The organism is Variovorax sp. EL159 (assembly GCF_900100965.1).
Taxonomy (GTDB): Bacteria; Pseudomonadota; Gammaproteobacteria; order Burkholderiales; family Burkholderiaceae_C; genus Variovorax.
Genome location: NZ_FMUJ01000001.1, coordinates 1,025,566 through 1,048,610, shown reverse-complemented (window position 1 = coordinate 1,048,610; position 23,045 = coordinate 1,025,566). Strand labels below are relative to the sequence as shown.

The window sequence follows — 23,045 nt, the reverse complement described above, 5'->3', positions numbered from 1 at the left end:
ATGAACAAGACACTCCGCGCCACCCTTCTCTGCGGCGCCAGCCTCGGCTTTGCGCTGGCGGCATCCGCAGCCAGGGCGGACACGGTGGGCGAAGTCGACACCGCCTTCAAGCTCATCGGCCCCGACCACAAGATCGTGATCGAGGCCTACGACGACCCCAAGGTCAGCGGCGTGACCTGCTATGTCTCGCGCGCCAAGACCGGCGGGCTGGCCGGCGCCTTCGGCGTGGCCGAGGACAAGGCCGAGGCCTCCATCGCCTGCCGCCAGGTCGGCCCGGTCAGCATCACGCAGCCGCTGCCCAAGCGCGAAGAGGTCTACAGCGAGCGGCTGTCGGTGCTCTTCAAGCGGCTGCGCGTGGTGCGCATGGTCGATCCCAAGCGCAACACGCTGGTCTACCTGACCTACTCCGACCTGCTGATCGACGGTTCGCCCAAGAACAGCGTGACGGCGGTGCCGATCGACCGCGGCACGCCGATCCCGCTCAAGTAGCGCGGCGGCCACCGGCCCGATGCCAATGGCCCTTCGCTTCGCGCAAGGTTCTTCCCGCAGGTCTGCCGCGCGAGTTTGCTAGCATCGTCCGGCTGGCACGCCCGGCGCGCCAGTCCGAAGGAACCCTCCTCAACGAATCCGTTCCAACACAGCGCCATGCATCTTCAGACTTTTGTTTTCCGCTCCGCTGCCGCAGCGCTGGTGGCCGCAAGCCTCGCGGCCTGCACCACGGTCGACCTCACGCCGCAACGCACCGGCCCCGTCGCCACACCGCCGGTGCAGCGCCAGGCCCTGTTCATCCGGCCCGCCGCCGGCAATGTCATCTCGCGCTTCGACGGCGTGAGCAACAAGGGCATCGACATCGCCGGCCGGCTTGGCGACCCGATCGTCGCCTCGGCCGATGGCCGCGTGGTGTACGTGGGCGGCGAACTGCCTGCCTACGGCAACATGGTGATCGTCAAGCACAACGAGACCTACCTCACCGCCTACGCCCACCTGAGCGCCATCCTCGTGAAAGAAAACGCGGTGGTGCGCCAGGGCGAGAAGATCGCCGAGATGGGCAAGAGCAACACCGACCGCGTCAAGCTGCGCTTCGAGATCCGCAAGAACGGCAACGCCGTCAACCCCGAGCCCTATCTCAACGGGCTGATGCAGCAGTAGTACTTCTCCCAACAAAAAGCCCCCTTCCGGGGGCTTTTTTCAATGCCTCAGTTCTGGGCCCTCACCACGATGTCGCGCCAGTTCGCGTCATAGGTGCTGACGAACATGTTCCGGTAGACGACCGGGCCCGATGTGGCCGGCAGGTTGAAGGTCTTCGACGCAGTGCCCGTGGTCGATGGCGCGAGGTCGGTCCGGTCCAGCGAGCTGTCGGTCGGGCTCGCGAAGAGGTTCAGGAAGAACTCGGCCGCAAAGCCGGGGTTCAGGCCCGTCGCGCTGACCGTGAAATCGCTGCCACCGTTGTAGGAAGACAGGGCCGGCGCGGTCGTGAAGGCCGGGAAGGTGACAGCCGAAGTTTCCGCCAGCGTGAGCGGCCGGCCATGGAAGCGGTACTTGTAGATGATGTCGAAGCCGCCGCGCTGCGCGACCGTCGTGCCGTCGCTCATGTACGCCGTGAAGGTGTACTCGGGGGTTGCCGGAATGGCTGCGATGTCGCTGTCCGACATGGCCACGAAGCCCGGCGGAAGGTTGTTGCTGTTGCAGTTCGACGTCAGGTAGAAGAAGTTGTTGGTGCTGGAGCCCTGCAGCGGCCAGTAACCACCACCCGAAGGCCGCATGTGGCGCAGGCCCGCCGAAGGAAGCCCCGGCCCGGTGACAACTACCGACGCGACGTTGCTGCTGTTGTTGGTGTTCAGGTCTTCGATCAGGAACTGGAGCGCGGAGCTCACGCAGCCCGTCGCGTTGTCCTTGATGACCTGCACATGCGGGTTGAGGTCCAGCACGCGCCCGTCGCCGCGCAGGCGCCAGTTGCCGTCGGTGCCCTTCACGATCTGCATGCCCTGGTTGTTGCTGAAGGCCACGCCGTTCTTGTCCTTGTGTGTGAATTCGACAAACGCACGCGGGCTCTGGTTGTTGGCGTCGATGGTGTAGTTGATCTTCTGGATCACCACGTCCGTGAAGCTGGCGCCGACAAGGTTCACATCGGCCACCGATTCATTGACGAAGTCGGCGGCGCTCATGTCGGAAGAACGGAAGTCGTAGGCGCCGGTGACGGGGTCGCTGCTCGTGAGCAACGGCGTCAGGTCGCCCGGCGACGCCAGGCCGTTCGCGAACTTGCCCGCGAAGTCCGACAGCACCTTGCGGATCTTCGGGATGTCGTCCGCCGTGGTGGCCATGCCGTCGCCGCTCAGGGGCACGGTCGCGCTTTCGGCGGCGGCCTTCACGGCCAGGTCGTCCACCAGCTGCTGTTGCGTCACGATGTTGGTGATGGTCGCCACGTTGGTCGCCGGGTCCACGCTCACGCGCAGCACGTCCAGCGCCTTGTCCAGCGCGCTCGACAGTGGCGTGAAGGCGGTGCGCAGCAGGTCGACGCTGGCGTCCACGCCCATGGCCAGCAGCACCGGCAGCAGCTTGGCCTTCAGGCCCTCGGATTCGGCCTTCAGCGCGTCGGCCGTCAGCGAGCCGAAGTCGCCGCTGTCGAAGTACTTGTCGGCCAGCCGGCCCGCGATGTTGGCCACCACGAGGTCGGTCAGCGGCGTGATGTTGATGGTGCCGTTGGCGTCGGCGGCCGTGGCGGCCGAGTGGATCACCGTGCGCTGGCCGCCCACCGTGCCTTCGGCGCGGAAAACGAAGGGCGCGGTCATGCCGGTCACGTCGACCTTGTAGCTGCCGTCGGTCGACAGCGGCACGGTCTTGGTCGCGCCCTTCGCGTCCTTCACCGTCACGCTGCCCGACAGCGGCAGGCCGGCGGCGGCCGTGCCCGAGAAGGCCTGGGGCACCACGGCCGGCGGCGACGGATCGCTCGCCGGCGGCGGGTTGCCGACACCGCCCGCCACCGGAAAGCCGGCGAACCCGCCGCCGCCTCCCCCGCCTCCGCCGCAGGCGCCGAGCGAGACCAGGAGCGCCACCGCGCACGCGGAACGCGTCATCTTGATGAAGGGATTGAAAGCAGCAGACGGAGTCGCAGGATTTGTTTTCATGGTTGGTTCTGGATGAAGGGAGCAAACAAAAGAATCAACTCGTCACACGAGCGTTGCGATTCTTCGATGCCCCTTTCATCCCCACCATCCTCTGTTTTGAGGATGTCGCCCCGCGGGCCGTTGTGAATGGCCATCGCTCTGCGATTCATCATTCCTTCAGCCTTCGCCGCCTGTCCGGACCTAAGCTCGACCCCGCCGGGGCCGGGCACCTTTTGCAGCCCGCCCCCTTGAAACGGAGAAGAATCTTGCGTCTGCTTGCTTGGGGTGGAGTGTTGGTGGCCTTGTGCCTTGCCGGTTGCGAGACCACCCGCCACAGCCGGGATCGCGACTATGAGTACTACGGTGCCCCACCCGGGCGCCCCTACTACGCACCCGAGTGGGAAGCGCCACCTCAGCGCGAGAAGCCGAGGCTGAGCGACATGCAGCAGCGTGCGTACGACAACTGCATCGTGTTGCCCACGCACCTCGACCGCGCCCGGTGCCGCGCGACGGTCATGTCGACCGTTCGCTAAGGTGAATCTCTAGAGCAGGCTCTCGGGCACCAGCGGTGCCAGCAACTCCAGCTTCCAGCGTGCCCAGAAATGGGTTTCGGGCTCGGTGTGCAGGATGGTGTCGGCCGCATCCCCCGAGGCCGGGCTCACCCACTCGATGGCGCCCGTGGGCCCCAGCTGCAACTGGTAGGCGCCATCCAGCCGGATGAAGCCGATCAGGCTGGTGAGCTGCTGCGCAATCTGCGGGCTGAAGATGAAGATGCCGATCTCGGTGTTGTGCAGCATCGAGCGCGGGTCGAAGTTCATCGAGCCGATGAACACGATCTTGCGGTCGACCACGGCCGACTTGCCATGCAGCCGCCCGCTGGCCGAGCCGTACATGCCGAAGCGCTGGGTCTGCTCCACGCGCTTGGGGCTCAGTTCGTACAGCTCCACGCCCAGCCGCAGCATCTCGGCGCGGTAGCGGCGGTAGCCGATGTGCACCAGCGATTCGTCGGTGGCTGCCAGCGAGTTGGTGACGATGGTGTAGCTCACGCCGTTGCCGCGCACGAGGCGGATCGTCTCCATGCCGCCGCGCCCCGGAATCAGGTAGGGCGTGGTCTGCATGACCTCGTTCTCGGCGCCGCGCACGTAGCGCCGCACGTTGTAGAGCACGCTGTCTTTCGACTCGTCGGCAGGCGGGCCGCGCCCCTCTTCGGTCGGCGCGAGCGCCTTGTCGGGCGGATCGGCGTAGGCCTCGGCACGCGCCCAGGTGAGCTTGAGCACGCCCGCATCCAGGTCCTTGGCCAGCGGGTTGTTGCCCAGCAGGTCGGTGGAGCCGGGCGCCTCGGGGTGCAGTTCGGCCGGCCCGGTGGTCAGCCGGTCGAAGCGCTCGCGCAGTTGCTGCGGCGTGTCGCTGCCCCGCGCCACCAGCGACTCGATCGGGTAGACGTACGGGCTGTTCCAGTACATGTCGAACAGCGACGACAGCTTGGGCACCACGGCCCCGGCCACCAGCGTGTCGATGTCGATGAAGTTCGAGCCGCCGTCGCGCAGGAAATACTCGTTGGCCATGTTGCGCCCGCCCATCACCGCCATCGTGTTGTCCACCACGTACAGCTTGTTGTGCATGCGCCGGTGAATGCGGTCCAGATCGAGAAAGGACGCGGCCAGGCGCGTACCGAAGCGGTCGCGCCCGGCGGGGAACGGGTTGAACAGCCGCACCTCCACGTTCGGATGCGACGCGAAGCTGGTGAAAAGCGGATCGGCGCCAGCGGTGTAGAGGTCGTCCACCAGCAGCCGCACGCGCACGCCCCGGTCGGCCGCATCGCGCAGCGCACGCAGGAGGTAGCGCCCAGTCTCGTCGTTCTGCACGAGGTAGTACTGCACGTCGATGGAGCGCTGCGCGCGGCGCGCCAGCTCGATGCGCGCATGCAGCGAGAACTGCGGCATCGGCAACAGCCGGAAGCCGCTCAGCGGTTCGCCGGGCGGCGCGGCGGCCTGCACGAGCCGGCCGAGTGCGGTGTCGGCCCCATCCGTGATGGCCACGGAAGGCTTGCGCTGCACGTCGGTGGGCAGGCCCGCGCAGCCGGCCAGGAACAAGGCGGCGATGCCGAGCAGCAGCCACGCCAGCCACCGGACATGCGGCTTGTCGGCCCGATCAGGGAGGTTCGGCATGGAGGCGGTGGCGGTGCGGCGCAAGGGATGAAAACGGGGGGTGGCGGTTTCTACCATGCAGCCGCTGAAGTTGCTGCAAGCCGCGCGACGGGTGTTGCGGGCATGTCGAATGGGTCGCGTCGAGCGCGTTGCCGTGCATGGCGCGGGCGCGGTCATCGCGTGATTTCTTCATGTTCTCTTGCGGCCGTCTTGAAGCCGTTGCCGGGTGACGATTGTTCGCATTGCTGGGCACCCGCCTGCGCCAGACTGCCAACCGGCTGGCGCGCACCTGCGTCGCCAACGCGTGTCCCCTTCTTCACTTCACCGTCAACAACCCAGGCGCTCCGGTTCGAGCCAGCAAGCACGCCAGCCCAGGAAAGTACTTGCCGCCACTGAACCCGGTCGCCTCTCCCTTTCCCCTATGAGCTCTCTTCAAATCATCCAGGACCACGACAAATGGCGCAAAGGCCTCGGCGGCGCGCCTGCCGGGCTCGCCGGCGAAAGCGATGGCAACACCTACGCGGGCCTCGACCTCAACCTGATCACCTTCGCGTCCACCTCGTTCAGCGGCAGCAGCTTCTCCGCGACGACCTTCCAGGACGCGGCGTGGACAGCCTGCCGGTTCAGCGCTTGCACCTTCAGCTTGTGCCAGATGCAAAGAATCCGGATCAGCGAATGCACGTTCGTGGGTTGCACCTTCTCGCGCTCGCAGTTCCAGGGCAGCAACTTCAGCGCATGTGTCTTCACCGACTGCACCTGGACCGACCTGAATTTCGACGGCAGCCAATGGCTCGGCGTAAGCCTGCCGGGGTGCAAGGGCCAGCAGATCACGGGGCGCGACCTCGTGGGAGAACGCGTCGACTTCACGGGGAGCCAGTTCGAGGACATGCAGCTGACCAACGCCCGGATCAACTGAAGGACGGGAGAGGCGCGGGACGGCCCGGCGTTGCGTGTCAGTCTTCGATGGCTTCGATGCCCAGGCAGACGCGGACCGCCCTTTTCCCCCTGCCGCAGTTGGAGTCGTAGCCGGGTTCGATCTGGTCGCCGGGCTTCAGGTCGACCTTCGCACCACCCCACCGGAATCCGTAGAAATTTCGGATTCGCACCGATACCCGACCTGCCCGGCCACGCGCTGGAGGAAAATCTTTTGCATACCAAGGCAACACCCGAAGCGCCATGACACTCGAAGAACTCTTTGCCAACGACGAGACACTCCCCACCGTTCCCAAGGTGGTTGCCGACCTGATGGAAATGCTGCGCGACGACGACGTGCCCTTCGCCGCCATCGCGCACCGCATCGAGCTCGACCAGGTGCTCGCGGCGCGGGTGCTGCAGATGGTCAACTCCCCGTTCTTCGGGCTGCGGCGAAAGATCTCCTCGATCCAGGGCGCGATCCTGATGCTCGGCCTTTCCACCATCCGGTCGTTCGTCGTGAGCTCGGGCCTGTCGGGCGCTTTCAAGAAAGTGGAAGGCGTCAACCTGCCGGCCTTCTGGGCCCACAGCCTGCGCGTGGCCTCGGTGTCGAGGTACTTGGCGTCCAAGACCCGGCACGTCGATCCGAACCTGGCTTTTACCGTGGGCAGCATGCATGCCATCGGCCACCTGCTCATGGCACAGGCCATGCCCGATCGCATCGCCGCGCTGAATGCCGCGCATCCCTTCGAGGCACTGGGGCGCGCGCAGCTCGAAGGCGTCGAGTTCGGCTACCACTACGGCGACGTGAGCGCGTCGCTGGCGCAGCGCTGGGGTTTCGCCTCCGATCTGGTCGGCGCGCTTTCGAGCTTCGTGAGCCCGGCCAAGTCGGAGCGCTTCGATGCCCTCGGCGGCATTCTTCATCTGGCCGTGTGGCGCGTGGCACTGGAGCGCCAGGGCGTGGACCTGAGCAGCGTCGGCGGCTTCTGGCCCAGCCAGTCGGCGATGGCGGTCGGCATCACCGAAGACATCGTGCAGGACATGCCGGCGCCGCGCGAGCTGGCTGCGGAACTCGAATCGATGATCGCCTGAGCGCGCGGGCTGCGAAGTCGCAGGGTCGCAAGGCCGCGCACTGCGCGGGCGACGGCACGCGCCCGGTGTAGCCTGTCGCCATGGATTCATTGATCGCCGCCTCCGCGCGCGCGCTCGCCAGCGGCGACGCGCTCGGTGCCCTCAAACGGGTCGCCCTGCGCGACGACCCACCCGCGCTGGCCCTGCGCGGCATTGCCATGGCCCAGCTCGGCGAGCACCCACGCGCCCGCGAACTTCTGCGGCGCGCCGCGCGCGGCTTCGGTGCGCACGAGGCGCTGTCGCGCGCGCGCTGCATCGTTGCCGAAGCCGAAGTGGCGCTGGCCATGCGCGACCTCGGCGGCTCGCCGCGCACGCTGGCGGCCGCCTCGGCCACGCTCGAAGCGCATGCCGATCGCGCCAACGCGCTGCAGGCGCGGCTGATCGCGGCGCGCAGGCTGCTGCTGCTCGGCCGCCTCGACGAAGCCACGGCCGCATTGGCGGCGCTCGATGTGCGCGGCCTTTCCCCAGCACTCGCAGCAACGGCCGAGCTGGCTGCGGCAGAGCTGTCGCTGCGCTCATTGCACGTCGATGCGGCACGGGCAGCGCTGGCCCGCGCACACGAGGCGGCCGGCCATGCCCGCGTGCCGGCGCTGTTGGCCGAAGTGGCCGAGGCCCAGGCCGCGCTCGACCGCCCGGCCGCGCGCCGCCTTCTGGCCGGCGGCGAACAGGCGCTGCGCCTCGATGAAGTCGCGGCGCTGCTGGCCTCGAACGCGTTGGTCGTCGATGCCTGCCGCCGCGGCGTGGGCACCGGCGGCACCTGGCGGCCGCTGGCACGCCGGCCGGTGCTTTTTTCGCTGGCACGCGCACTCGCCGAGGCATGGCCCGGCGACGTCGACCGCGAGACCCTGATCGCCAGCGCCTTCCGCACCCGCCACCCCGACGAGACGCACCGGGCGCGCCTGCGCGTCGAGATCGGCCGGCTGCGCGCGCTCGTCAAGGCACTGGCGCAGATCGAGGCCACCCCGCAAGGCTTCGCGCTCAAGCCGCTCGGCGCGCGCGACGTGGTGGTGCTGGCACCGCCCATCGACGGCGACCAGGGCTCGCTGGTGGCGCTGCTCTCCGACGGCGCGGCCTGGTCGACCTCGGCCCTGGCGTTGGCGCTGGGGGCCAGCCAGCGCACCGTGCAGCGCGCGCTGGCCGAGCTGGAGGCCGCCGGGCGCGTGCGCGCCATCGGGCGGGCACGGGCGCAGCGCTGGCTGGCGCCGCCGCTCGCGGGATTCACGACGATCTTGTTACTCCCCGCCGCGCTGCCGATTGAATAGAGTTGCTCCCAAGGCGCCACCAGTCCGAGGCGCACCACGACAAGGAGCCGACGATGACGAGCAAGACAGCAAGCAGCAGCAGCAAGAACCGCGTGGAAGCCACCGTGCAGATGGCCGAGGTCGTGCGCGAATACGGCCCCTTCGCCGGGTCGAGCAACGTGGGCGGCGTGACGCACGACGGCCAGCGCGTCTGGGCCGCCGTCGGTGCCCACCTGGTCGCCTTCGATCCTGACAGCGGCGAGACCACGCGCACGCTCGACCGCGCCGCCGACGCCGGCACGGCCTTCGACGGCACGCACCTCTATCAGATCGCCGAGCAGCGCATCGACAAGATCGACCCCGTCACCGGCCACGTGCTCGCGTCGATCCCGGCGCCCGGCCACGGCGCCGACTCGGGCCTCACCTGGGCCGAAGGCAGTCTGTGGGTAGGCCAGTACCGCGACCGCAAGATCCACCAGATCGATCCGGCGACGGGCGCGGTCTTGCGCACCATCGAGTCGAACCGCTTCGTGACCGGCGTGACCTGGGTCGACGGCGAGCTGTGGCACGCCACCTGGGAAGGCGACGAGAGCGAGCTGCGCCGCATCGACCCCGACAGCGGCACCGTGCTCGAGCGGCTCGAAATGCCGCGCGGCATCAACGTGAGCGGCCTCGAATCCGACGGGGCCGGCCTCTTCTACTGCGGCGGCGGAGGCAGCGGAAAAGTCCGCGCCGTGCGGCGCCCCAAGACCGGCAGGGCCTGACCCTCGCCGCAGCGCGCAGGCAGGCACGCCTTCGCGCTGACAACCCCCTTTCGGTCTTCCGACCGGAGACGAGCGCGCCAGTCACCCGGCGGGTGGCGCCGCGCATGGACGAAGCGCGAACGGCCCACCGGGCCAAGGAGAAACTCATCATGAACACCGCCATGGCAGAAACAGCCACCCTGAAGAACCACCCCGTCGTGTCGAAAGACCGATGGCTCGCCCAGCGCAAGGCGCTGCTGGCCCGCGAGAAGGAACTGACGCACCTGCGCGACCAGATCGCCCGCGAACGCCGCGCCCTGCCGTGGACGCGCGTCGAGAAGAACTACGTCTTCGACGCCCCCGAGGGCCGGCGCGCGCTCGCCGACCTCTTCGACGGCCGCCGCCAGTTGCTGGTGCAGCACTTCATGCTCGGCCCCGACTGGGAACAGGGCTGCCCCAGCTGCTCGTTCATGGCCGACCATATCGAAGGCATGCGCCTGCACCTGGCGCACCGCGACACCGCGCTGCTGGTGGTCTCGCGCGCGCCGCTGGCCGAGATCGAGCGCTTTCGCCAGCGCATGGGCTGGCAGTTCAAGTGGGTGTCGGCGCACGACAGCGACTTCAACTACGACTATGCCGTCAGCTTCAAGCCGCAGGAGTGGGCCGAGGGCAAGGGCGAGGTCTTCTACAACTACAGCGTGCGGCCCTTCCCTGCGCAGGAGGCGCCCGGCATCAGCGTGTTCTACAAGGACGACGCGGGCGAGGTCTTCCACACCTACTCGACCTACGAGCGCGGCGTGGAAGTGATGATGGGCACCTACAACCTGGTCGACCTCACGCCCAAGGGCCGCGACGAGCACAACCCGCTCTACCCCATGGACTGGGTGCGGCACCACGACCGCTACGAGCCGGAACCCGTGGCGAAGCTTGAGGCTTCGGGCGGCGGGTGCTGCCACGCGCAGGGCTGAGAAGAAGAAGCCCAGAAGCCCGCAAGCACAAGGCACGTCATGACAAGCCTTTGGCCCTGGCTCGCGGTCGCGGGTGTCGGCGCCCTTCATGGGTTGAACCCCACCACCGGCTGGATGTGGGCTGCGGCCTGGGGCGTGCGCTCGCACGACCGGGCGCAGGCACTTCGCGCGCTGTGGCCGATCGCTCTCGGGCATGCCGCATCGGTCGGGCTGGTGGCCGGCGCCGTGGCCTTCGGCCTGTCGATGGACCGCGCAGTGCTGCAGGGCGTGGCGGGCGCGCTGCTGGTGGTTGCGGTGGCCGTGCACCTGTCGGGCCATGCGGCAAGGCGGGCCAGGGTGCCGGCGGGGCATGCCGGGCTGGCGCTGTGGTCTTTCATGATGGCCACCGCGCACGGCGCGGGGCTGATGCTGGTGCCCGCGCTGGTGCCGCTCTGCATGGGCGATGCGTCGGCACGGGAGATCACCGCGTCGGGCTCGCTGATGCTGGCGCTCGCGGCCGTCGGTGTTCATACCGCAGCGATGCTGGTGGTGACCGGGCTGGTCGCCAGCGGGGTCTGCCGGGGCTTCGATGCAGGCGGGCGCTGGCTCAACCGCGCCCGACGGCGGCAACGATCGGTTCCGGAAGAATCGCCGTCAACGCAAAGTCGATCAGATGGAGCCAGGTCGCTTCGAGCTCCATGATGTTGTAGTGGTCCGAGTCGGCGATCGTCTGCACGCTGACGGGCGTCGGCCACGCGGCAATGAGTTTTTCGGAGCGCTCATGCGGCACGACATCGTCTTGCGCGGCCAGCAGCACCTGGGTGATGGCCGCGACTTCCGCGCTGTGCGTGAGCGAGTCGAAGCGGTTGCGCAGCAGCAGCGACAACGGCACCAGCGGAAAGCGCCGCTTCGCCACTTCCAGCAAGGTGTCGTAGGGCGTGACCAGTTGCAAGCTCGCGAAGTTCTGCCGCGCCACCAGTTGAATGGCCACGCCGGTTCCCAGGCTGCGGCCGACGACGTGCAGGCGCGCATGCGGGAAGGCCCGGCGCAGGTGGTTGGCGAACTGCTCCGCGTCTTCGACGGACGCGATCTCCGACGGATGGCCTTGCGAGTCGGCCACGCCGCGGTAGTTGATGGCCGCGAAGCCGAAGCCCTGCGGAAGCCAGTGCAACATCTGCGCGGTGGCGCGCACGTCTTCGCTGCGGCCCGCGAAGTAGATGAACAGGTCTTGCAGCGCGGCTTCGCCTTCGGGGTGATACACGTACCCGCGCACCATGCCGCCGGGCACGATGTGGGAATAGGTCGAGAAGTCGTCGGACAGATGAACAACGGGCAGCTTTCGCGCGTTGAACAAGATATCGCCCTGGCGCGTGGCCAGGAGCGTCCAGTACGCCGCGAGGCTTCCGATGGCAGCCGCGGATGCCGACAGGGCAATGCGGAAGACTTTGTTGGATGACAAGGTGGGCTCCGGGGTCGGGGGAAATTGGGGCCATGGGAATGGCTTCGAACGAATGGCGCGTAGTTTCGCCTCGTTCTTCCCTGCGAATGCCCGCGACGGTGCTTGCGCCTGCAAGACGGCCGCTTTTCCCACACGCGGTGCCGCCCTCTTCCTACCTCGGCTTCAGCAGCGCGACATTTCCGCCCGCGCGCAGATCGGCACGAAGATGCGCGTGCTCCCGCGTTGCACCAGCAAGGCCGCCGAGCCGTCGGCCACGTCCAGTTCCTGCACCAGCGCTTCGGCACTGGCGATGGCCTGGCCGTTGAGCGCAAGGATGAGGTCGCCGGGCTGCACACCCGCGCGCGAGGCCGCGGCGTTGACGCGCTGCACCAGCAGCCCGCCTTCCACGCGCAGGAACTGCCGCTCGGCGGGCGCCAGCGGCCGCACCGCGAAGCCGAGCCGCGACGGTGTCGAAGGCGCATCGGCGGCATCGGCCTGCAGGCGCGGCGTGTCGAAGCCTTCGACCTTCACTTCGAGCACCTGCTCGGCGCGCTCGCGCCACACCATCAGGCGGATGGTCTCGCCTGGCGCCTGGTCGGCGATGAAGCCCAGCGCATCGGCCGCCTGCACCACCTCGCGGCCCTGCACCGACAGGATCACATCGCCCGACTTCAGGCCGCCCCGGTCGGCCGCGCCGCGCGGCTCCACATAGTTGACCAGCGCGCCGGCCGGCCGCGGCAGGCGGAAGGTGTCGGCCAGTGCCTGCCCCACCTCCTGCACCGACACGCCGATGCGCCCGCGCGTGACGGTGCCGCTCGACAGCAGTTGGTCCTTGATGCGCATGGCCGCGTCGATGGGAATGGCGAACGACAGGCCTTGGTAGCCGCCGCTGCGGCTGTAGATGCGCGAGTTGATGCCGATGACCTCGCCGCGCAGGTTGAACAGCGGGCCGCCCGAGTTGCCGGGGTTGATGGGCACGTCGGTCTGCAAAAACTGCATGTACTCGGCGCCCGGCAGCAGCCGCCCCTTGGCGCTGACGATGCCGGCCGTGACCGAGTTGCCGAAACCGTAGGGCGAGCCGATGGCGACCACGCCGTCGCCGGGCTCGACGCTGGCCGGCTCGCCGATGCGCACGGTCGGCAGGCCACTCGCATCGATCTTGAGCAGCGCCACGTCGGCCACCGCATCGAGCCCGATCAGCCGCGCCTTGAACTCGCGCCGGTCGGGCAGCTTGACGTTGATCTGCGTGCCGCGCGCCACCACGTGCGCGTTGGTGAGGATGAGCCCGTCGGCGCTCACGATGAAGCCGGTGCCCAGGCTGCTTTCGTCCATGCCGCCCTGTTGCGGCAGCGTGCCGGGCGCGGGCACCAGCCAGCGGTCGCTGTAGCGGCGCACGGGCACCGAGGGCCGCTCGACGCCGATGTGGACCACGGCCGGGCCGTAGGTCTTGACCAGTTGCGCAAGCCCCGAAGCCGGCCACGGCATCGCGGCCTGCAGCGGCAGGCACGGCATCAGGCAGGCAAAGGCCAACGCCGCCACCACGCCAGTGCGGCGCCAGCCAGCGGCGCGCGACATCCTCATGCGCGGCACCCCTTCAGGTGTTGGTGACGAAGCTCAGTGTGAGCTGCAACACCATCGGCTGGCGCATGTCGCGCGGCGGCGCTTCGGCCAGCGGCTGCGCGGTGAGCAGCGCGCGCAGGTCGGCGTCGGCCTGCGCATTGCCCAGCGAGTCGAAGGCCACGCGCTCGACCTTGCCGTTGGCCGCCACCCACACGCGCACCACCACCGGCGTGGGCGGTGCGGACTGGCCTTCCTTCAGCATGCGCTCCTGCATCCAGGCATGCAGCCGCACCACGGTTTCGTTGGCCGGATCGCTCAGCGACGACTGCAACTGGTTGCCCGCGAGGTTGGCGTAGCTGATCCAGTGCTGCGGCACGGGCTGCTGCGTCTGTGCCTGCGCCGGAGCCATCACCGGCACGGTGGCGCTCGCAAGGCCCAGGCCGAGCCAGCCCAGTGCCAGGCGCAGGCGACCCCAGCGGGGCCGCATTGTGGGAGAAGCGTTCATGGGTCTTTCGGAAAAATGAAATGTGAGGTCAGCCGCAGAGCACGCCGACCGACAGCGTCGATGCCCTGGCGGCCGGCGATTGCATCGGGCTCAACTGGGGACTGTCGCTTTCGGTGAAGGCGATGCCGTGACTGCCCAGGAACTGCCGCACCTGCGACGCGGGCACCGCCCGCACCTGGGTCGCGCCGCCCTTCACACCGGCCGCCGATGCCGCGCGGCTCAGGGTGGTCATGCCCGAGGCATGCGGCGCGGCGGCCACGCGCTCCACCACCACGCCGAGCAGCAGGCCGTCGGCGCCCAGCACCGCGCTGCCGCTGGCGCCGGGCTGCACGCCCGACAGCAGTTGCAGGCCTTCGGCGCCAGGCACCGTCATCGCGTTGCTGAGCAGGCCGGCACGGTCGGGCAAGCGTTGCAGCACGGCATAGGCCTCGGCGAACACGCCGACGCTGCGGCCAGGCGCGGCGTCGGCACGCGAGAGCGTGGCGCTCAGGTAGGGCTTGAGCGTGGTGCGCAGCACCGCGAGGTCCAGCGCGGGGCTGGCCGCGATCACCGTGGCCTGCGACACCTGCGCGCCCTTCACGGCAAAGAGCGTGCGGCAGTCCGACACGGCATGCCGCGCGGTCAACACGTCGCCGGCTTCGTTGAGGAAGACGCCGCTGGCGTTGGTGTCGGGCGGCACGACGGCATCCGCCGCGGCCATCGCCATGACGCATGAAAGGCCCGCCGACACCAGCAGGCGGCGGCGGACGGAAGAACGGGCAGAAGGCATGAGGGCGGTCAGGTGGCGCTGGATTCAAAGCGCTGCATCTAAGACGTAGCGCCGCGCGCAAGACTGCCGTTTGTCATGAAAACTTCATGTAAAGACAGCCCCCGCCCTCCGGCCCTGCGGCCTCGCTTATTGCCCCAGCAGCTGCCGCTCCTGTGCCGTGAGTTTCGCCTTCTGCGCCTCGGCCAGCTGCCCGCGGCCCAGCACCTGCACCGGGCTGTTCGCGTCGTAGCCCACCCTGGCGGCGGCCGCGCCGCGCTGCGCGGGCACCGCCGCGCCCTCGCCCGCAGCCTCGTCGCCGAAGCCGAGCACACGCACGGTGAACACCGAGGGCAGCGCCTGCCGCTGCGCCGCGCGCTCGCGCTGCATCGCGTCCTGCGCCGCCGCCGTGGCCTGCGAGGCGGCGGCGCTGGCGTTGGTCAGCGCGCCGACGTTCACCGATGCCACCACCGGCAGCCCGGCCGATTCGCCCTTCACCTGGATGTTGGCCGCGTTCACCACCTGCAGCGCCGCGAGGTTGACGCTGCCCGACACGCGGATGCCCGCCTCGCCAGCGTCGATGGTGCCGAGCGGCGCGATCAGGTCCATGTCGCCCGCCGGCACTTCCGGGATGGGCGCGAGCGTTGCCAGGCCGGCCCCCGAACTGGGCACCTGCGACGACAGCTTCACGTTGCCCACGTTGTCGTACACGCGCTTGGGCGGCGTGTAGACCAGCGTGGTCTTGGAGCCGCGGCCGGCGTTGATGTCGCCCTTTTCGGACCAGGCCAGCACGTCGCCGCCGAAGGTGGTCATCACCCGCGACAGGCCCAGCAGCAGGCTGCCTTCGCTGAACAGCTGGATGTTGCCCATGCCCTGTGTGATGACGCCCGCGCTGCCCGGCGGCACCGCGCCCTGCACGCCCACCACGATCTGCCCGCCCGGCGCGAGCATCTGGATGTCGCCGCCGAAATCGGTGTGCACGCCCGAGGGGCCGTACATGATGATGTCGCCCTTGCGCACGATCTCCTGGCCGGCGGCATCGAGGTCGGGGAACAGCGTGGCGATCATGCCGCGCCCGCGCAGGTAGCTGCCGTAGCGCGGGCCGTTCACGTCGTTGTATTCGCGGCCACCGGCGCGCAGCTCGGCAAAGTACACGTTGCGCAGGAACACGCGCTGCTGCTCCGGCGCCAGCGTCCTGAAGTACGCCTGCGCACTGCCCGGGTCCTTCGCGTCCTTGCTGGTGGCGACGAAGCCGTAGCGTTCGGCCAGCCACGCGGCCAGCTCGACTTCGTAGGTCTTCACCACGCGGTCCGGCTGGCTGGCCAGCGACTCGCCGGGGCCCGATGCGGCGCGCTTCGCGGGATCGAGGTAACGCTCGGCGATGGCCGAGAAGTCCAGCTCGCCAGCGCCCATGCCGGCCATCATCGAAATGCTGGCACCGGGGCGGGTGTCGCCCTCGGCCAGCGCGCCCTGGCTCACCACGCTGGCGCGGTCGTCCTGCGTGATGTGTCGGCCGGCCGAAATCTCCAGCGCGCCCGGGCCGGCGACCCGCACGTTCGCATAGAGGATGTCGCGTCCGGCCTGGATCAGCGAGACGTCGCGCGGGTCGTTGTTGACGATCAGCGCATCAGTGCCGACGATGTCGCGCCCGGCGCGGATGCGCGCCGGCGCGGCCGAGCGGTTCCAGGCCTCGGCCGCGGGAAGGCCGGTCGCCTGCACCTTGCGCGCCGTGCCGCTGGCCAGGCCCAGGATGTCGCCCTTGACCGCATAGAACAGCGATGGCGGCGCATCGGCCGCGTGCAGCGCACGGCTGCCCAGCGTGTCCGGCCCGAAGGCGAACAGCGGGAAGTTGTCGATCACCCCGTAGTTCGGCACCCCGGGCGACCCGATCATCGAGCCTTCCGAACTGGTGTTGTAGACCACCGGCCGCTGGAACTTGTCGTAGCCGACGAACGCAGGCGCCATCGGCGTCGGCAGCGGCGTGACCGCGCCCGACATGCCGACCGGGTAGCCGCCGCCGAACAGCGAGTTGCCCGCCAGGAACTCGAGCACGCCCGAAGGCGACGGCGCGAGCACCAGCGCGCGGCCGGGTGCCTGCACGGCCGGCGTGGCCGAGAAGCCGAAGTACAGGCTGCCCGAGGCGGCCGTCGCGCGCAGGATCGACGGGTAGACCGTGACGTTGTCGCTCATGTTGATGCTGCCCGCGTACCTGCCGGCCGGCTGCGCGTTGGCAAGGTCGGTGCCGGGCGTGAGGTTGCCGCCCGCACTGAACAGGTTGATCCCGGTGCGGTCGGTCCACAGCGTGAACCAGCTCTGGCCGATGCCGTAGTCCTGGCCGCCGAACCTGAACGCCGAGCTGTTCGGCACCTTGGCGCGGCCCGCGTCGGCCACGCTCGTGAGCACCAGGTCGCCCGGCGTGTCCAGGTACATCGCCGAATCGCCCGGCACGAGCACGATGCCGGCATTGCCGATGCCGATGGTCGAGGTGAAGGGGTCGATGGGGCGCGTGTCCATCACATCGCCCTCCTGGCCCGGAAGCGAGTTGGAGGCCTTGCGGTACCTGCGCTCGATGCCGCCGATGGCAGAGGCGGACACGTTGGCCGCGCCGCGCAGGTTGACCAGTGCGCCATTGAGGTCCTGGTACTGCATGTTGCCGCCAGAGCTTGCGTACTGCGCCGCGGCAAGGTTCGGATTGACGACGCCGCCGATGCGCAACTGCAGATCGCCGCCGCCGGTGAGCGTCATCTGGCCGTTGGCATCGACGCGGCCGGTGCTGCCGACCGCCGCCACGATGGCTTCGCTGCGCTGCCAGTTCTGGCCGTCGCCCAGCCGGGTGGTCAGGCCCGCGTCGCCGCCCGCGCGCAGCGTCAGGTTGCCGCCGCCCAGGGTGCCCATGCCGGTGAAGCCCACCAGGTAGGGCGCCGGGTCGATGTCGACGTCAAAGAACTGCTGGCTGGCCGGCAGCGCGTAGGTGCCGAAGTTGATCCACCACGACGTGGCGATGCGGTCGCTGCCGGCCAGTGCCGTGCCCGAACCCTGGCGCCACAGCCAGCTGCTTGCCGCGGCACTCGGCACCTGTCCGCGCTCGCCCGAGAAGGTGCCCCAGACATTGCCCACGACATTGCCGCCCACCGCGATGTCGAGGTTGCCGCCGTGCTCGGGGTACCAGGCCTGGTAGGCCGCGAGCGCGGCGCTGTAGTCCGCCGCCTGCGGGCCGATCACCGAGCCGTTGATGGTCTTGCCGCGCGGCAGGTTGAAGGGGTCCAGGCCGTTGGCGTCGAGCAGCGGCGCCGAGCGCGTGCCGGCCGTGTAGACGCCGAAGGGCGACGCCATGACGAAGTTGCCCGCCGCCGCCAGGCCCAGGTCGCCGGTGCCGGTGCGCAGCACGCTGAACATCGGCGACAGCGGCGTGTACTTGGTGATGTCCTTGACGGGGTTGATGACCGTCGTGCAGATGCCCGGCCCCCACTCGCAGACGGTGAGGTATTCCGGAGGGACCGGCTTTCCCTCGATGAAGCCCGGGTCCCAGTCGGCGCCGTTGGGCCCCCACAGGAAGGACAGGCGCACCGGGTCCACGGCACACATGTCCGGGCCGCCCCAGTCGCAGTAGCCCGCATCGAAATCGAGTGGGTCGACCGGCTTTCCTTCCTCGAATCCGTAGGTGGCCCCACCCGGCCCCCACACGAAACCGGTGCCGCCCGGCGTGAGCTTGACGTTGTACATCGAGTGGCTGTCGGCCAGGATGATCGCGCCGCGCTTGGCGGGATCGACCGCGCGGCGGTCGGCCGAGTCCAGGTCGGCGCCGGCCGTGAGCTGCATGCTCCAGCTGCTGGCGCCCTGCCCCAGCATCGGCGCCACGGCCCAGTTGCGGCCCTGCACGCCATCGACCACAGGCCGCAGGTTGATGGCCTCGTCGTTCGGCAACTGGACATCGGTCATCGACGGAATCAGCGCGCCGCGCGACAGCGCGATGGTGCCGTCGGCCTTCATCGCGACCGGCATGCGCACGCCCTTGGGCCACACCAGCGCCTGCACGCTGGCGTCGCCGCGCAGGGCCGTGCCGGCGCCCAGCTTCATGCCGCTGTCGAGCGACACGGCGTCGGCCAGCACCGTGCCGGCCTTCAGGCGAACGGTGCCGTCGGCGTTGTAGACATTGGCGCGCAGCACCGTGCCGGCGGGCAGCGTGTAGGCCTCGCCCAGCGTCACGGTCACCGGCAGCACCGTGCCGCCCGGCAGCACCATGGCTTCGGCGGGCACGTCGTAGTTGAGCAGCGCGTTCTTCGGAAACACGGTGCCCTTGTCGAGCACCACGCCGTCGATCGGCACGACGATGTCGCCGCCGTCGGGCGTGAACGGAACGCCGAACTTCGTGCGCTGCTCGGTCAGGTACCAGCCCTTGTCGTCGGGCGTGGCCGGCGGCGGCGCAAAGCCGTCGTTGATGCTGCCGTAGATGTTGAGGTTGCCGCCCGCGCGGACCACCAGCACGCCGGGCTCGCCGAAGCCGCGCCGCGCCGGGTCGTTGCGGTCGGCACCGGGGCCGTAGCGGTAGCCCGAGAGGTCGATGTCGCCGACCACGCTGAGGTCGCCGTCGGCCGTCTTGCTGACGATTTCCACGCCGGGGCGCAGGTGGTAGTTGCCCAGGCCCGCCAGGCGCGCCGACAGCGATGCATTGCCCAGCGCCTTGTTCATGAAGGCGCTGTTGTCCGGGTCGACGACATCGTCGAAGAACTTCTGCGTGATGAGCTGCGGCGTGCGGCCGGTCACGTCGGGCGCGGCGGCGTACGGCAGCTCGCTGTAGGTGCGGAAGGCGTTGACCGCGACGCTCTTCGCGCCCTGGATCGCGGGTGCGCCGTTGACGTTCACCGCCACGTCGTCGTCGCCGCGCCGCGGTGCGTTCAGCGACAGCGTGCCGCGTGCCGCGCCGTCGTTGCCCTGCTGCGCGCTCACGCCGGTGCCCGCGCGCAGGTCGATGTTCGCGCCGCTGCCCAGCGTCAACGTGCCGTGGATGCTGCTGAGGTCGACCATGGCCCGGTTCGGGCTGTCGATGATCTTGCCGTAGCTGTCCACGCGCAGGCCGGTGGCGTGCGCGTCGAGCGAGCCATTCACGGTGAGGTCGTGCATGGCGGCCAGGCGGATCGAGCCGACCTGGAAGCCGCTGGCGTCGATGCGGCCGTTGACGGTGAGGCTGCCGCCGTCCAGCGTCACCTCGACCTGGCGCGCCTTCACTTCGTCGCCGATGGCAAGGTCGCCCTGCTTGATCTGGAAGCGCCGCGCGCCGGTCACGCCGCCTTCGTTCAGGCGCGTGTTGAGGCCCGCGAAGTCGGCCACGTTCTGGGCGCGCACGTTGATCTCGGCCGCGTCGTAGGGCACCACCGTGCCGCCCGCGTCGTAGCTGCCGCTGGCCGTGCCGACGATGCGCCCGCCCAGGTCGACGCGGCCCGCGCCGGCGCCCAGCGCCGTGGCCTGCATCGTGCCGCCGCGGTTGTGCGTGGCCGACAGGTCGATCACCGAGCCTGCCGCCTGCACGATGTTGCCCGCCGTGCTCGACACCTCCAGGTCGCCGCCGCGGCTGTAGCGCGTCTGCTCGAAGAACTTCACCGCCTGCCCCGACAGGTCGATGCGCGAATTGGCGGACAGGGTCACGTCGCCGGTAGCAGCCAGCTGCAGCTTGCCCGAGGGCAGCCCGACCGTACCGTCGATGGTGACGTTGCGGCCCGTGAGCGCCAGTTGCGCGCCCAGCGCCATGTCGCCGGCCGGCTTTGCACCGCCCGCCGGCGCGCTGACGACGATGTCGCCGCCGGCCGTGATGCGATTGTTCGAGCCGGCCTCGCCGGTGAGCAGCGGCGTGCGCAGGTTGAGCTGCCCGCCGCTGTAGTCGTAGCCCTTGTCGCCCGCGTATTCGCCCTGGCGCTGGTACACGCCCAGCGTGCCCTTGGCGTTGGCGGTGATGCGCTCGCTCGCGTTCAGGTTGACGGTGCCGAAACCGACCGCCAGCCGGTCCGCCGAGAAGCCGGCATTGGGCTGCGTGTTGGGCGCGTAGCCCAGCACGATGCGCGCGGCCGACACGTCGAGCGTGCCGTTGCCCAGCAGGCTGCCGATGGCGCCGCCCGGCGCGTTCGGGCCGGGAAAAATATCGCCGCTGCCGGGCGGGCGCGGCGTCAGGCCGGTCCAGATGAATTCGCCGGTGGTGATCTTCGCGGTGTCGCCCGCGCCGCCGTAGCCATAGATGGCCGGCGTGCCCAGCACCAGCCGTTCGATGGACGACACGCCGGTCACGGGGTCGAGCGTGTCCAGCGACACGCCGCCATAGATGTTGACCGACTCGCGCGCGTTCAGCACCAGCGTCTCGACCGCCGGCACGCCCTCGCCCTTGTTGCCGGCCAGCAGGCTCGCCAGGATGCCCTGGTTCATCGACAGGCCCGACGGCAGTTGCTGGTTTGCCGCCGCCTGCTGCAGCGCCGCTTCGCTGCCCAGGTTGACCGAGGACACGGCCAGCACCAGGTTCTTGGCGCCGTAGCGCACGTTGTCGGCCAGCGTGAACGAGCGGTTGGTGGCCACCGCCAGCGTGCCTTCGCCGTACAGCGTGGTGCGGCCGGCGCAGGCGCCGCTCGGGCACTCGCCGATCTGGACCGTGGCGGGCACGCCATCGCTGCCGGGAGGCATCAGGTTGATCCAGCCGTTCGACAGCCCCAGCACCGCAGTGCGGCCTGCCGAGAACACCACGCCATCGGTGGAGTCGTAGGCCGGCGCGCCGGCGCCGAGCGTGTTCAGCGAAGCGCCCTGCTCCACCTGGATGCCATCGCCGTAGCCGCCGGCCACGAGAAAGATTTCGGCGCCGCGCAGCGTCGCTCCGCTGCGCACGACGACTTGGCCGGTGTTCGAATTGAAGGTCGCGAAGTTGTCCGCGTAGCGCAGCTCGACCCTGCCGCCCAGGATCATCCGGGGCGCGCCGAAGGCATTCAGCTGGTCGGCCTGCAGCGACGTGCCTGCGAACCCGGCCGTACGCCCGGCGCCCGGCGCCGTCACCTCGAGGGCCGTGGCGTTCACCAGAAGCGTGCCGCCGAAGCCTGTGCTGCCGGCCGCCGGGTTGAGCAGCGCCTTGCCGTCGAACTGCAGCATCGACACGCCGTCCTTCGGCTTGGAATAGAAGTAGTCGAGCAGCAGGTTGCGCGCGTCGGCCGCGATCTCGCCGCGCACGCCGCCGCGGCGTGCCGCATCGGCCGCCACGAAGGCGTCGTAGCCCATCGGGTTGTAGGTGGCGCTCTGCTTCACGGCCGCTGCCGGCGTGATGACCAGCTGGCTGGCCAGCGAAGACTTCACCGCCGTGTTGGCGATGCCCAGGTGGCCGCTCGCCACATGCGAGCCGTTGCCGACCGGCAGCGGCGTGGTCGGCAGCGCGCTTTCGGCGCCCAGCTCCACGCGGAAGGCACCGGGCAACAGCGCATAGGTGGAAGGCATCAGCGTGTAGGTGCCGGCCTTGAGCCCGGCCACGTCGGCGTCGAGCGTGATCTGCCGGCCGATGGCCGGCTCCGATGCGCCCGCGTCCGGCGACACCGGCGCGTAGCCGCCCGTGTAGCCCGGCACGATGGCGTAGACGCCGTTGCCCGCCTTGCTGAAGGTGTTGGCCGGGTTGGCATTGGCCAGCGGCGTGCGCAGCACGTCGACCGAGCCACCGCGCCCGGTGATGAAGCCGGCGCCCGTGAGTTCGCCACCGCCCGACAGGTCGAGCAGCGCGCCTTCGCGGCCGACACGCTGTCGCCCGTGAGCAGAATGCCGCTGGTGCCGATGGCGCGCTTGTCGATGGGCTTGCCCGCGTAGCTGTAGCCGATGCCGTCGGTCGTGCCACCGTAGGGCATGAGCAGGCCCGCGCCGCTGACCGAGGTGATGCTGCCCGGCAGCAGCTCCAGCAGGCTGGCGCGCGCATCGAAGGTGCTGCGGCCGTCCTGCCCCAGGATCAGGTTGCCCAGCGGGGCGCGCACGATGCCGCCCTGGCGCACCGTGCCGCCGCCGAGCGCCAGGGTGCCGAAGGCCGACTGCGGCATGGCCACGTCGCCTTCGACCTGGCGGCGGATGTCGAGCACGCGGCCCTTGTCGTAGCCCGCGACGATCTGCGCGTTGGCGCCGGTGGCCGGGTAGATCTGCGCGGCGGTGATCGTCAGGTCGCCCATGGTGGTCAGCTCGGTCGTGGTCGCGCCGATAAGGCCGAGCGTCGGCGTGCCGCCCAGCATGCGCACGTCGCCGCGGCTGGTCATGTTCACCTTGTCGAAGCCGCGGCGGTCGACCACCAGCGCGGGCCCGGTCTTCATGGCGATCTCGCCGTGCGCGCCAAAGCCCACGCGGTCGCGAATGTCGATCTGGTCGGCCTCGGCCGTGAACACCGCATCGCTCGTGCGCTTCGATGCGCCCTGGCGCCAGGTCGTGGTGTAGAGCACTTCGCCGTCCTGCTTGGGCGCGTTGGTCGTGCCGGCCAGCCGCAGGTAGGAGGACGCGAGCCGCACTTGCGAATCGGCCGCCGCGCCATCGGCCAGCGCGAAGCTGCCGGCGTAGATGCGCATGCTCTGCGCGGTCGACA

17 protein-coding genes are annotated in these 23,045 nt (G+C 69.6%); 9 read left to right on the top strand and 8 right to left on the bottom strand.

Annotated features, from left to right (window positions below):
- Both BLQ28_RS04950 and BLQ28_RS04945 read left to right on the top strand, forming a co-directional pair.
- Window positions 1–489 carry a CreA family protein gene (locus BLQ28_RS04950; protein ID WP_093237407.1) on the top strand — a complete coding sequence of 163 codons (489 nt, stop codon included), beginning with the start codon at window positions 1–3 and terminating at the stop codon, window positions 487–489.
- A gap of 156 nt (window positions 490–645) precedes the next feature.
- The gene (locus BLQ28_RS04945; RefSeq protein ID WP_093237406.1) at window positions 646–1,149 is read left to right on the top strand and encodes a murein hydrolase activator EnvC family protein; all 504 of its coding nucleotides are present in this window, start codon (window positions 646–648) and stop codon (window positions 1,147–1,149) included.
- Window positions 1,150–1,196: 47 nt separating this feature from the next.
- Here BLQ28_RS04945 and BLQ28_RS04940 read toward each other — a convergent pair whose 3' ends face one another.
- A complete protein-coding gene (locus BLQ28_RS04940) occupies window positions 1,197–3,125 on the bottom strand; it encodes a hypothetical protein (RefSeq protein WP_218121899.1) in 1,929 nt (642 codons plus the stop codon).
- A gap of 245 nt (window positions 3,126–3,370) precedes the next feature.
- Between BLQ28_RS04940 and BLQ28_RS04935 the strand changes: the two genes are divergently transcribed.
- The gene (locus tag BLQ28_RS04935; protein WP_143012423.1) at window positions 3,371–3,637 is read left to right on the top strand and encodes a hypothetical protein; all 267 of its coding nucleotides are present in this window, start codon (window positions 3,371–3,373) and stop codon (window positions 3,635–3,637) included.
- 9 nt (window positions 3,638–3,646) lie between these two features.
- Here BLQ28_RS04935 and BLQ28_RS04930 read toward each other — a convergent pair whose 3' ends face one another.
- Window positions 3,647–5,272 (bottom strand): phospholipase D family protein, encoded by a 1,626-nt coding sequence (locus tag BLQ28_RS04930; RefSeq protein WP_093237730.1) that lies wholly within the window; start codon window positions 5,270–5,272, stop codon window positions 3,647–3,649.
- A 400-nt stretch (window positions 5,273–5,672) separates the two neighbouring features.
- On the opposite strand from BLQ28_RS04930, the gene BLQ28_RS04925 reads away from it, so the two are divergent.
- Window positions 5,673–6,167 carry a pentapeptide repeat-containing protein gene (locus tag BLQ28_RS04925; protein WP_093237403.1) on the top strand — a complete coding sequence of 165 codons (495 nt, stop codon included), beginning with the start codon at window positions 5,673–5,675 and terminating at the stop codon, window positions 6,165–6,167.
- Between the two features lie 37 nt (window positions 6,168–6,204).
- On the opposite strand, the gene BLQ28_RS32905 is transcribed toward BLQ28_RS04925, so the two are convergent.
- The gene (locus BLQ28_RS32905; protein ID WP_176801012.1) at window positions 6,205–6,357 is read right to left on the bottom strand and encodes a hypothetical protein; all 153 of its coding nucleotides are present in this window, start codon (window positions 6,355–6,357) and stop codon (window positions 6,205–6,207) included.
- A gap of 70 nt (window positions 6,358–6,427) precedes the next feature.
- Between BLQ28_RS32905 and BLQ28_RS04920 the strand changes: the two genes are divergently transcribed.
- From BLQ28_RS04920 to BLQ28_RS04900, 5 genes are all read left to right on the top strand, one after another.
- On the top strand, window positions 6,428–7,255 hold the full coding sequence (locus BLQ28_RS04920; RefSeq protein ID WP_093237402.1) for an HDOD domain-containing protein: 828 nt from the start codon (window positions 6,428–6,430) through the stop codon (window positions 7,253–7,255).
- An 80-nt stretch (window positions 7,256–7,335) separates the two neighbouring features.
- Entirely contained in the window at window positions 7,336–8,556 is a 1,221-nt protein-coding gene (locus tag BLQ28_RS04915; RefSeq protein ID WP_093237401.1) for a helix-turn-helix domain-containing protein, read from the top strand.
- Between the two features lie 53 nt (window positions 8,557–8,609).
- Window positions 8,610–9,299 (top strand): Vgb family protein, encoded by a 690-nt coding sequence (locus BLQ28_RS04910; RefSeq protein WP_093237400.1) that lies wholly within the window; start codon window positions 8,610–8,612, stop codon window positions 9,297–9,299.
- 149 nt (window positions 9,300–9,448) lie between these two features.
- Window positions 9,449–10,246 (top strand): DUF899 domain-containing protein, encoded by a 798-nt coding sequence (locus tag BLQ28_RS04905; protein WP_093237399.1) that lies wholly within the window; start codon window positions 9,449–9,451, stop codon window positions 10,244–10,246.
- A gap of 39 nt (window positions 10,247–10,285) precedes the next feature.
- Window positions 10,286–10,927, top strand: coding sequence for a hypothetical protein (locus BLQ28_RS04900; RefSeq protein WP_093237398.1), 642 nt, complete (start codon window positions 10,286–10,288; stop codon window positions 10,925–10,927).
- Here BLQ28_RS04900 and BLQ28_RS04895 read toward each other — a convergent pair.
- The 5 genes from BLQ28_RS04895 to BLQ28_RS33205 form a co-directional block, all read right to left on the bottom strand.
- A complete protein-coding gene (locus BLQ28_RS04895; RefSeq protein WP_093237397.1) occupies window positions 10,833–11,684 on the bottom strand; it encodes an alpha/beta hydrolase in 852 nt (283 codons plus the stop codon). The two genes, BLQ28_RS04900 and BLQ28_RS04895, sit on opposite strands and share 95 nt — an antisense overlap.
- A 162-nt stretch (window positions 11,685–11,846) precedes the next feature.
- Complete coding sequence (locus BLQ28_RS04890; RefSeq protein ID WP_176801011.1) at window positions 11,847–13,244, bottom strand: trypsin-like peptidase domain-containing protein; 1,398 nt, start codon at window positions 13,242–13,244, stop codon at window positions 11,847–11,849.
- A gap of 13 nt (window positions 13,245–13,257) precedes the next feature.
- Window positions 13,258–13,728: an energy transducer TonB gene (locus tag BLQ28_RS04885; protein WP_143012422.1), complete on the bottom strand. Its 471-nt coding sequence runs from the start codon at window positions 13,726–13,728 to the stop codon at window positions 13,258–13,260.
- 28 nt (window positions 13,729–13,756) lie between these two features.
- Window positions 13,757–14,497, bottom strand: coding sequence for a S1 family peptidase (locus tag BLQ28_RS04880; protein WP_143012421.1), 741 nt, complete (start codon window positions 14,495–14,497; stop codon window positions 13,757–13,759).
- A gap of 126 nt (window positions 14,498–14,623) precedes the next feature.
- Complete coding sequence (locus BLQ28_RS33205) at window positions 14,624–22,132, bottom strand: filamentous haemagglutinin family protein (protein ID WP_256327167.1); 7,509 nt, start codon at window positions 22,130–22,132, stop codon at window positions 14,624–14,626.
- Window positions 22,133–23,045: the final 913 nt, after the last annotated feature.

What these genes read in the sequence shown, in the direction of transcription:
- BLQ28_RS04945 (WP_093237406.1), top strand. Translation starts at nt 646, where the DNA reads ATGCATCTTCAGACTTTTGTTTTCCGCTCCGCTGCCGCAGCGCTGGTG.
- BLQ28_RS04925 (WP_093237403.1), top strand. Translation starts at nt 5,673, where the DNA reads ATGAGCTCTCTTCAAATCATCCAGGACCACGACAAATGGCGCAAAGGC.
- BLQ28_RS04905 (WP_093237399.1), top strand. Translation starts at nt 9,449, where the DNA reads ATGAACACCGCCATGGCAGAAACAGCCACCCTGAAGAACCACCCCGTC.
- BLQ28_RS04910 (WP_093237400.1), top strand. Translation starts at nt 8,610, where the DNA reads ATGACGAGCAAGACAGCAAGCAGCAGCAGCAAGAACCGCGTGGAAGCC.
- BLQ28_RS04880 (WP_143012421.1), bottom strand. Translation starts at nt 14,497, where the DNA reads ATGCCTTCTGCCCGTTCTTCCGTCCGCCGCCGCCTGCTGGTGTCGGCG.
- BLQ28_RS04885 (WP_143012422.1), bottom strand. Translation starts at nt 13,728, where the DNA reads ATGAACGCTTCTCCCACAATGCGGCCCCGCTGGGGTCGCCTGCGCCTG.
- BLQ28_RS04920 (WP_093237402.1), top strand. Translation starts at nt 6,428, where the DNA reads ATGACACTCGAAGAACTCTTTGCCAACGACGAGACACTCCCCACCGTT.
- BLQ28_RS04890 (WP_176801011.1), bottom strand. Translation starts at nt 13,244, where the DNA reads ATGAGGATGTCGCGCGCCGCTGGCTGGCGCCGCACTGGCGTGGTGGCG.
- BLQ28_RS04930 (WP_093237730.1), bottom strand. Translation starts at nt 5,272, where the DNA reads ATGCCGAACCTCCCTGATCGGGCCGACAAGCCGCATGTCCGGTGGCTG.
- BLQ28_RS04950 (WP_093237407.1), top strand. Translation starts at nt 1, where the DNA reads ATGAACAAGACACTCCGCGCCACCCTTCTCTGCGGCGCCAGCCTCGGC.
- BLQ28_RS04940 (WP_218121899.1), bottom strand. Translation starts at nt 3,125, where the DNA reads ATGAAAACAAATCCTGCGACTCCGTCTGCTGCTTTCAATCCCTTCATC.
- BLQ28_RS04915 (WP_093237401.1), top strand. Translation starts at nt 7,336, where the DNA reads ATGGATTCATTGATCGCCGCCTCCGCGCGCGCGCTCGCCAGCGGCGAC.
- BLQ28_RS04900 (WP_093237398.1), top strand. Translation starts at nt 10,286, where the DNA reads ATGACAAGCCTTTGGCCCTGGCTCGCGGTCGCGGGTGTCGGCGCCCTT.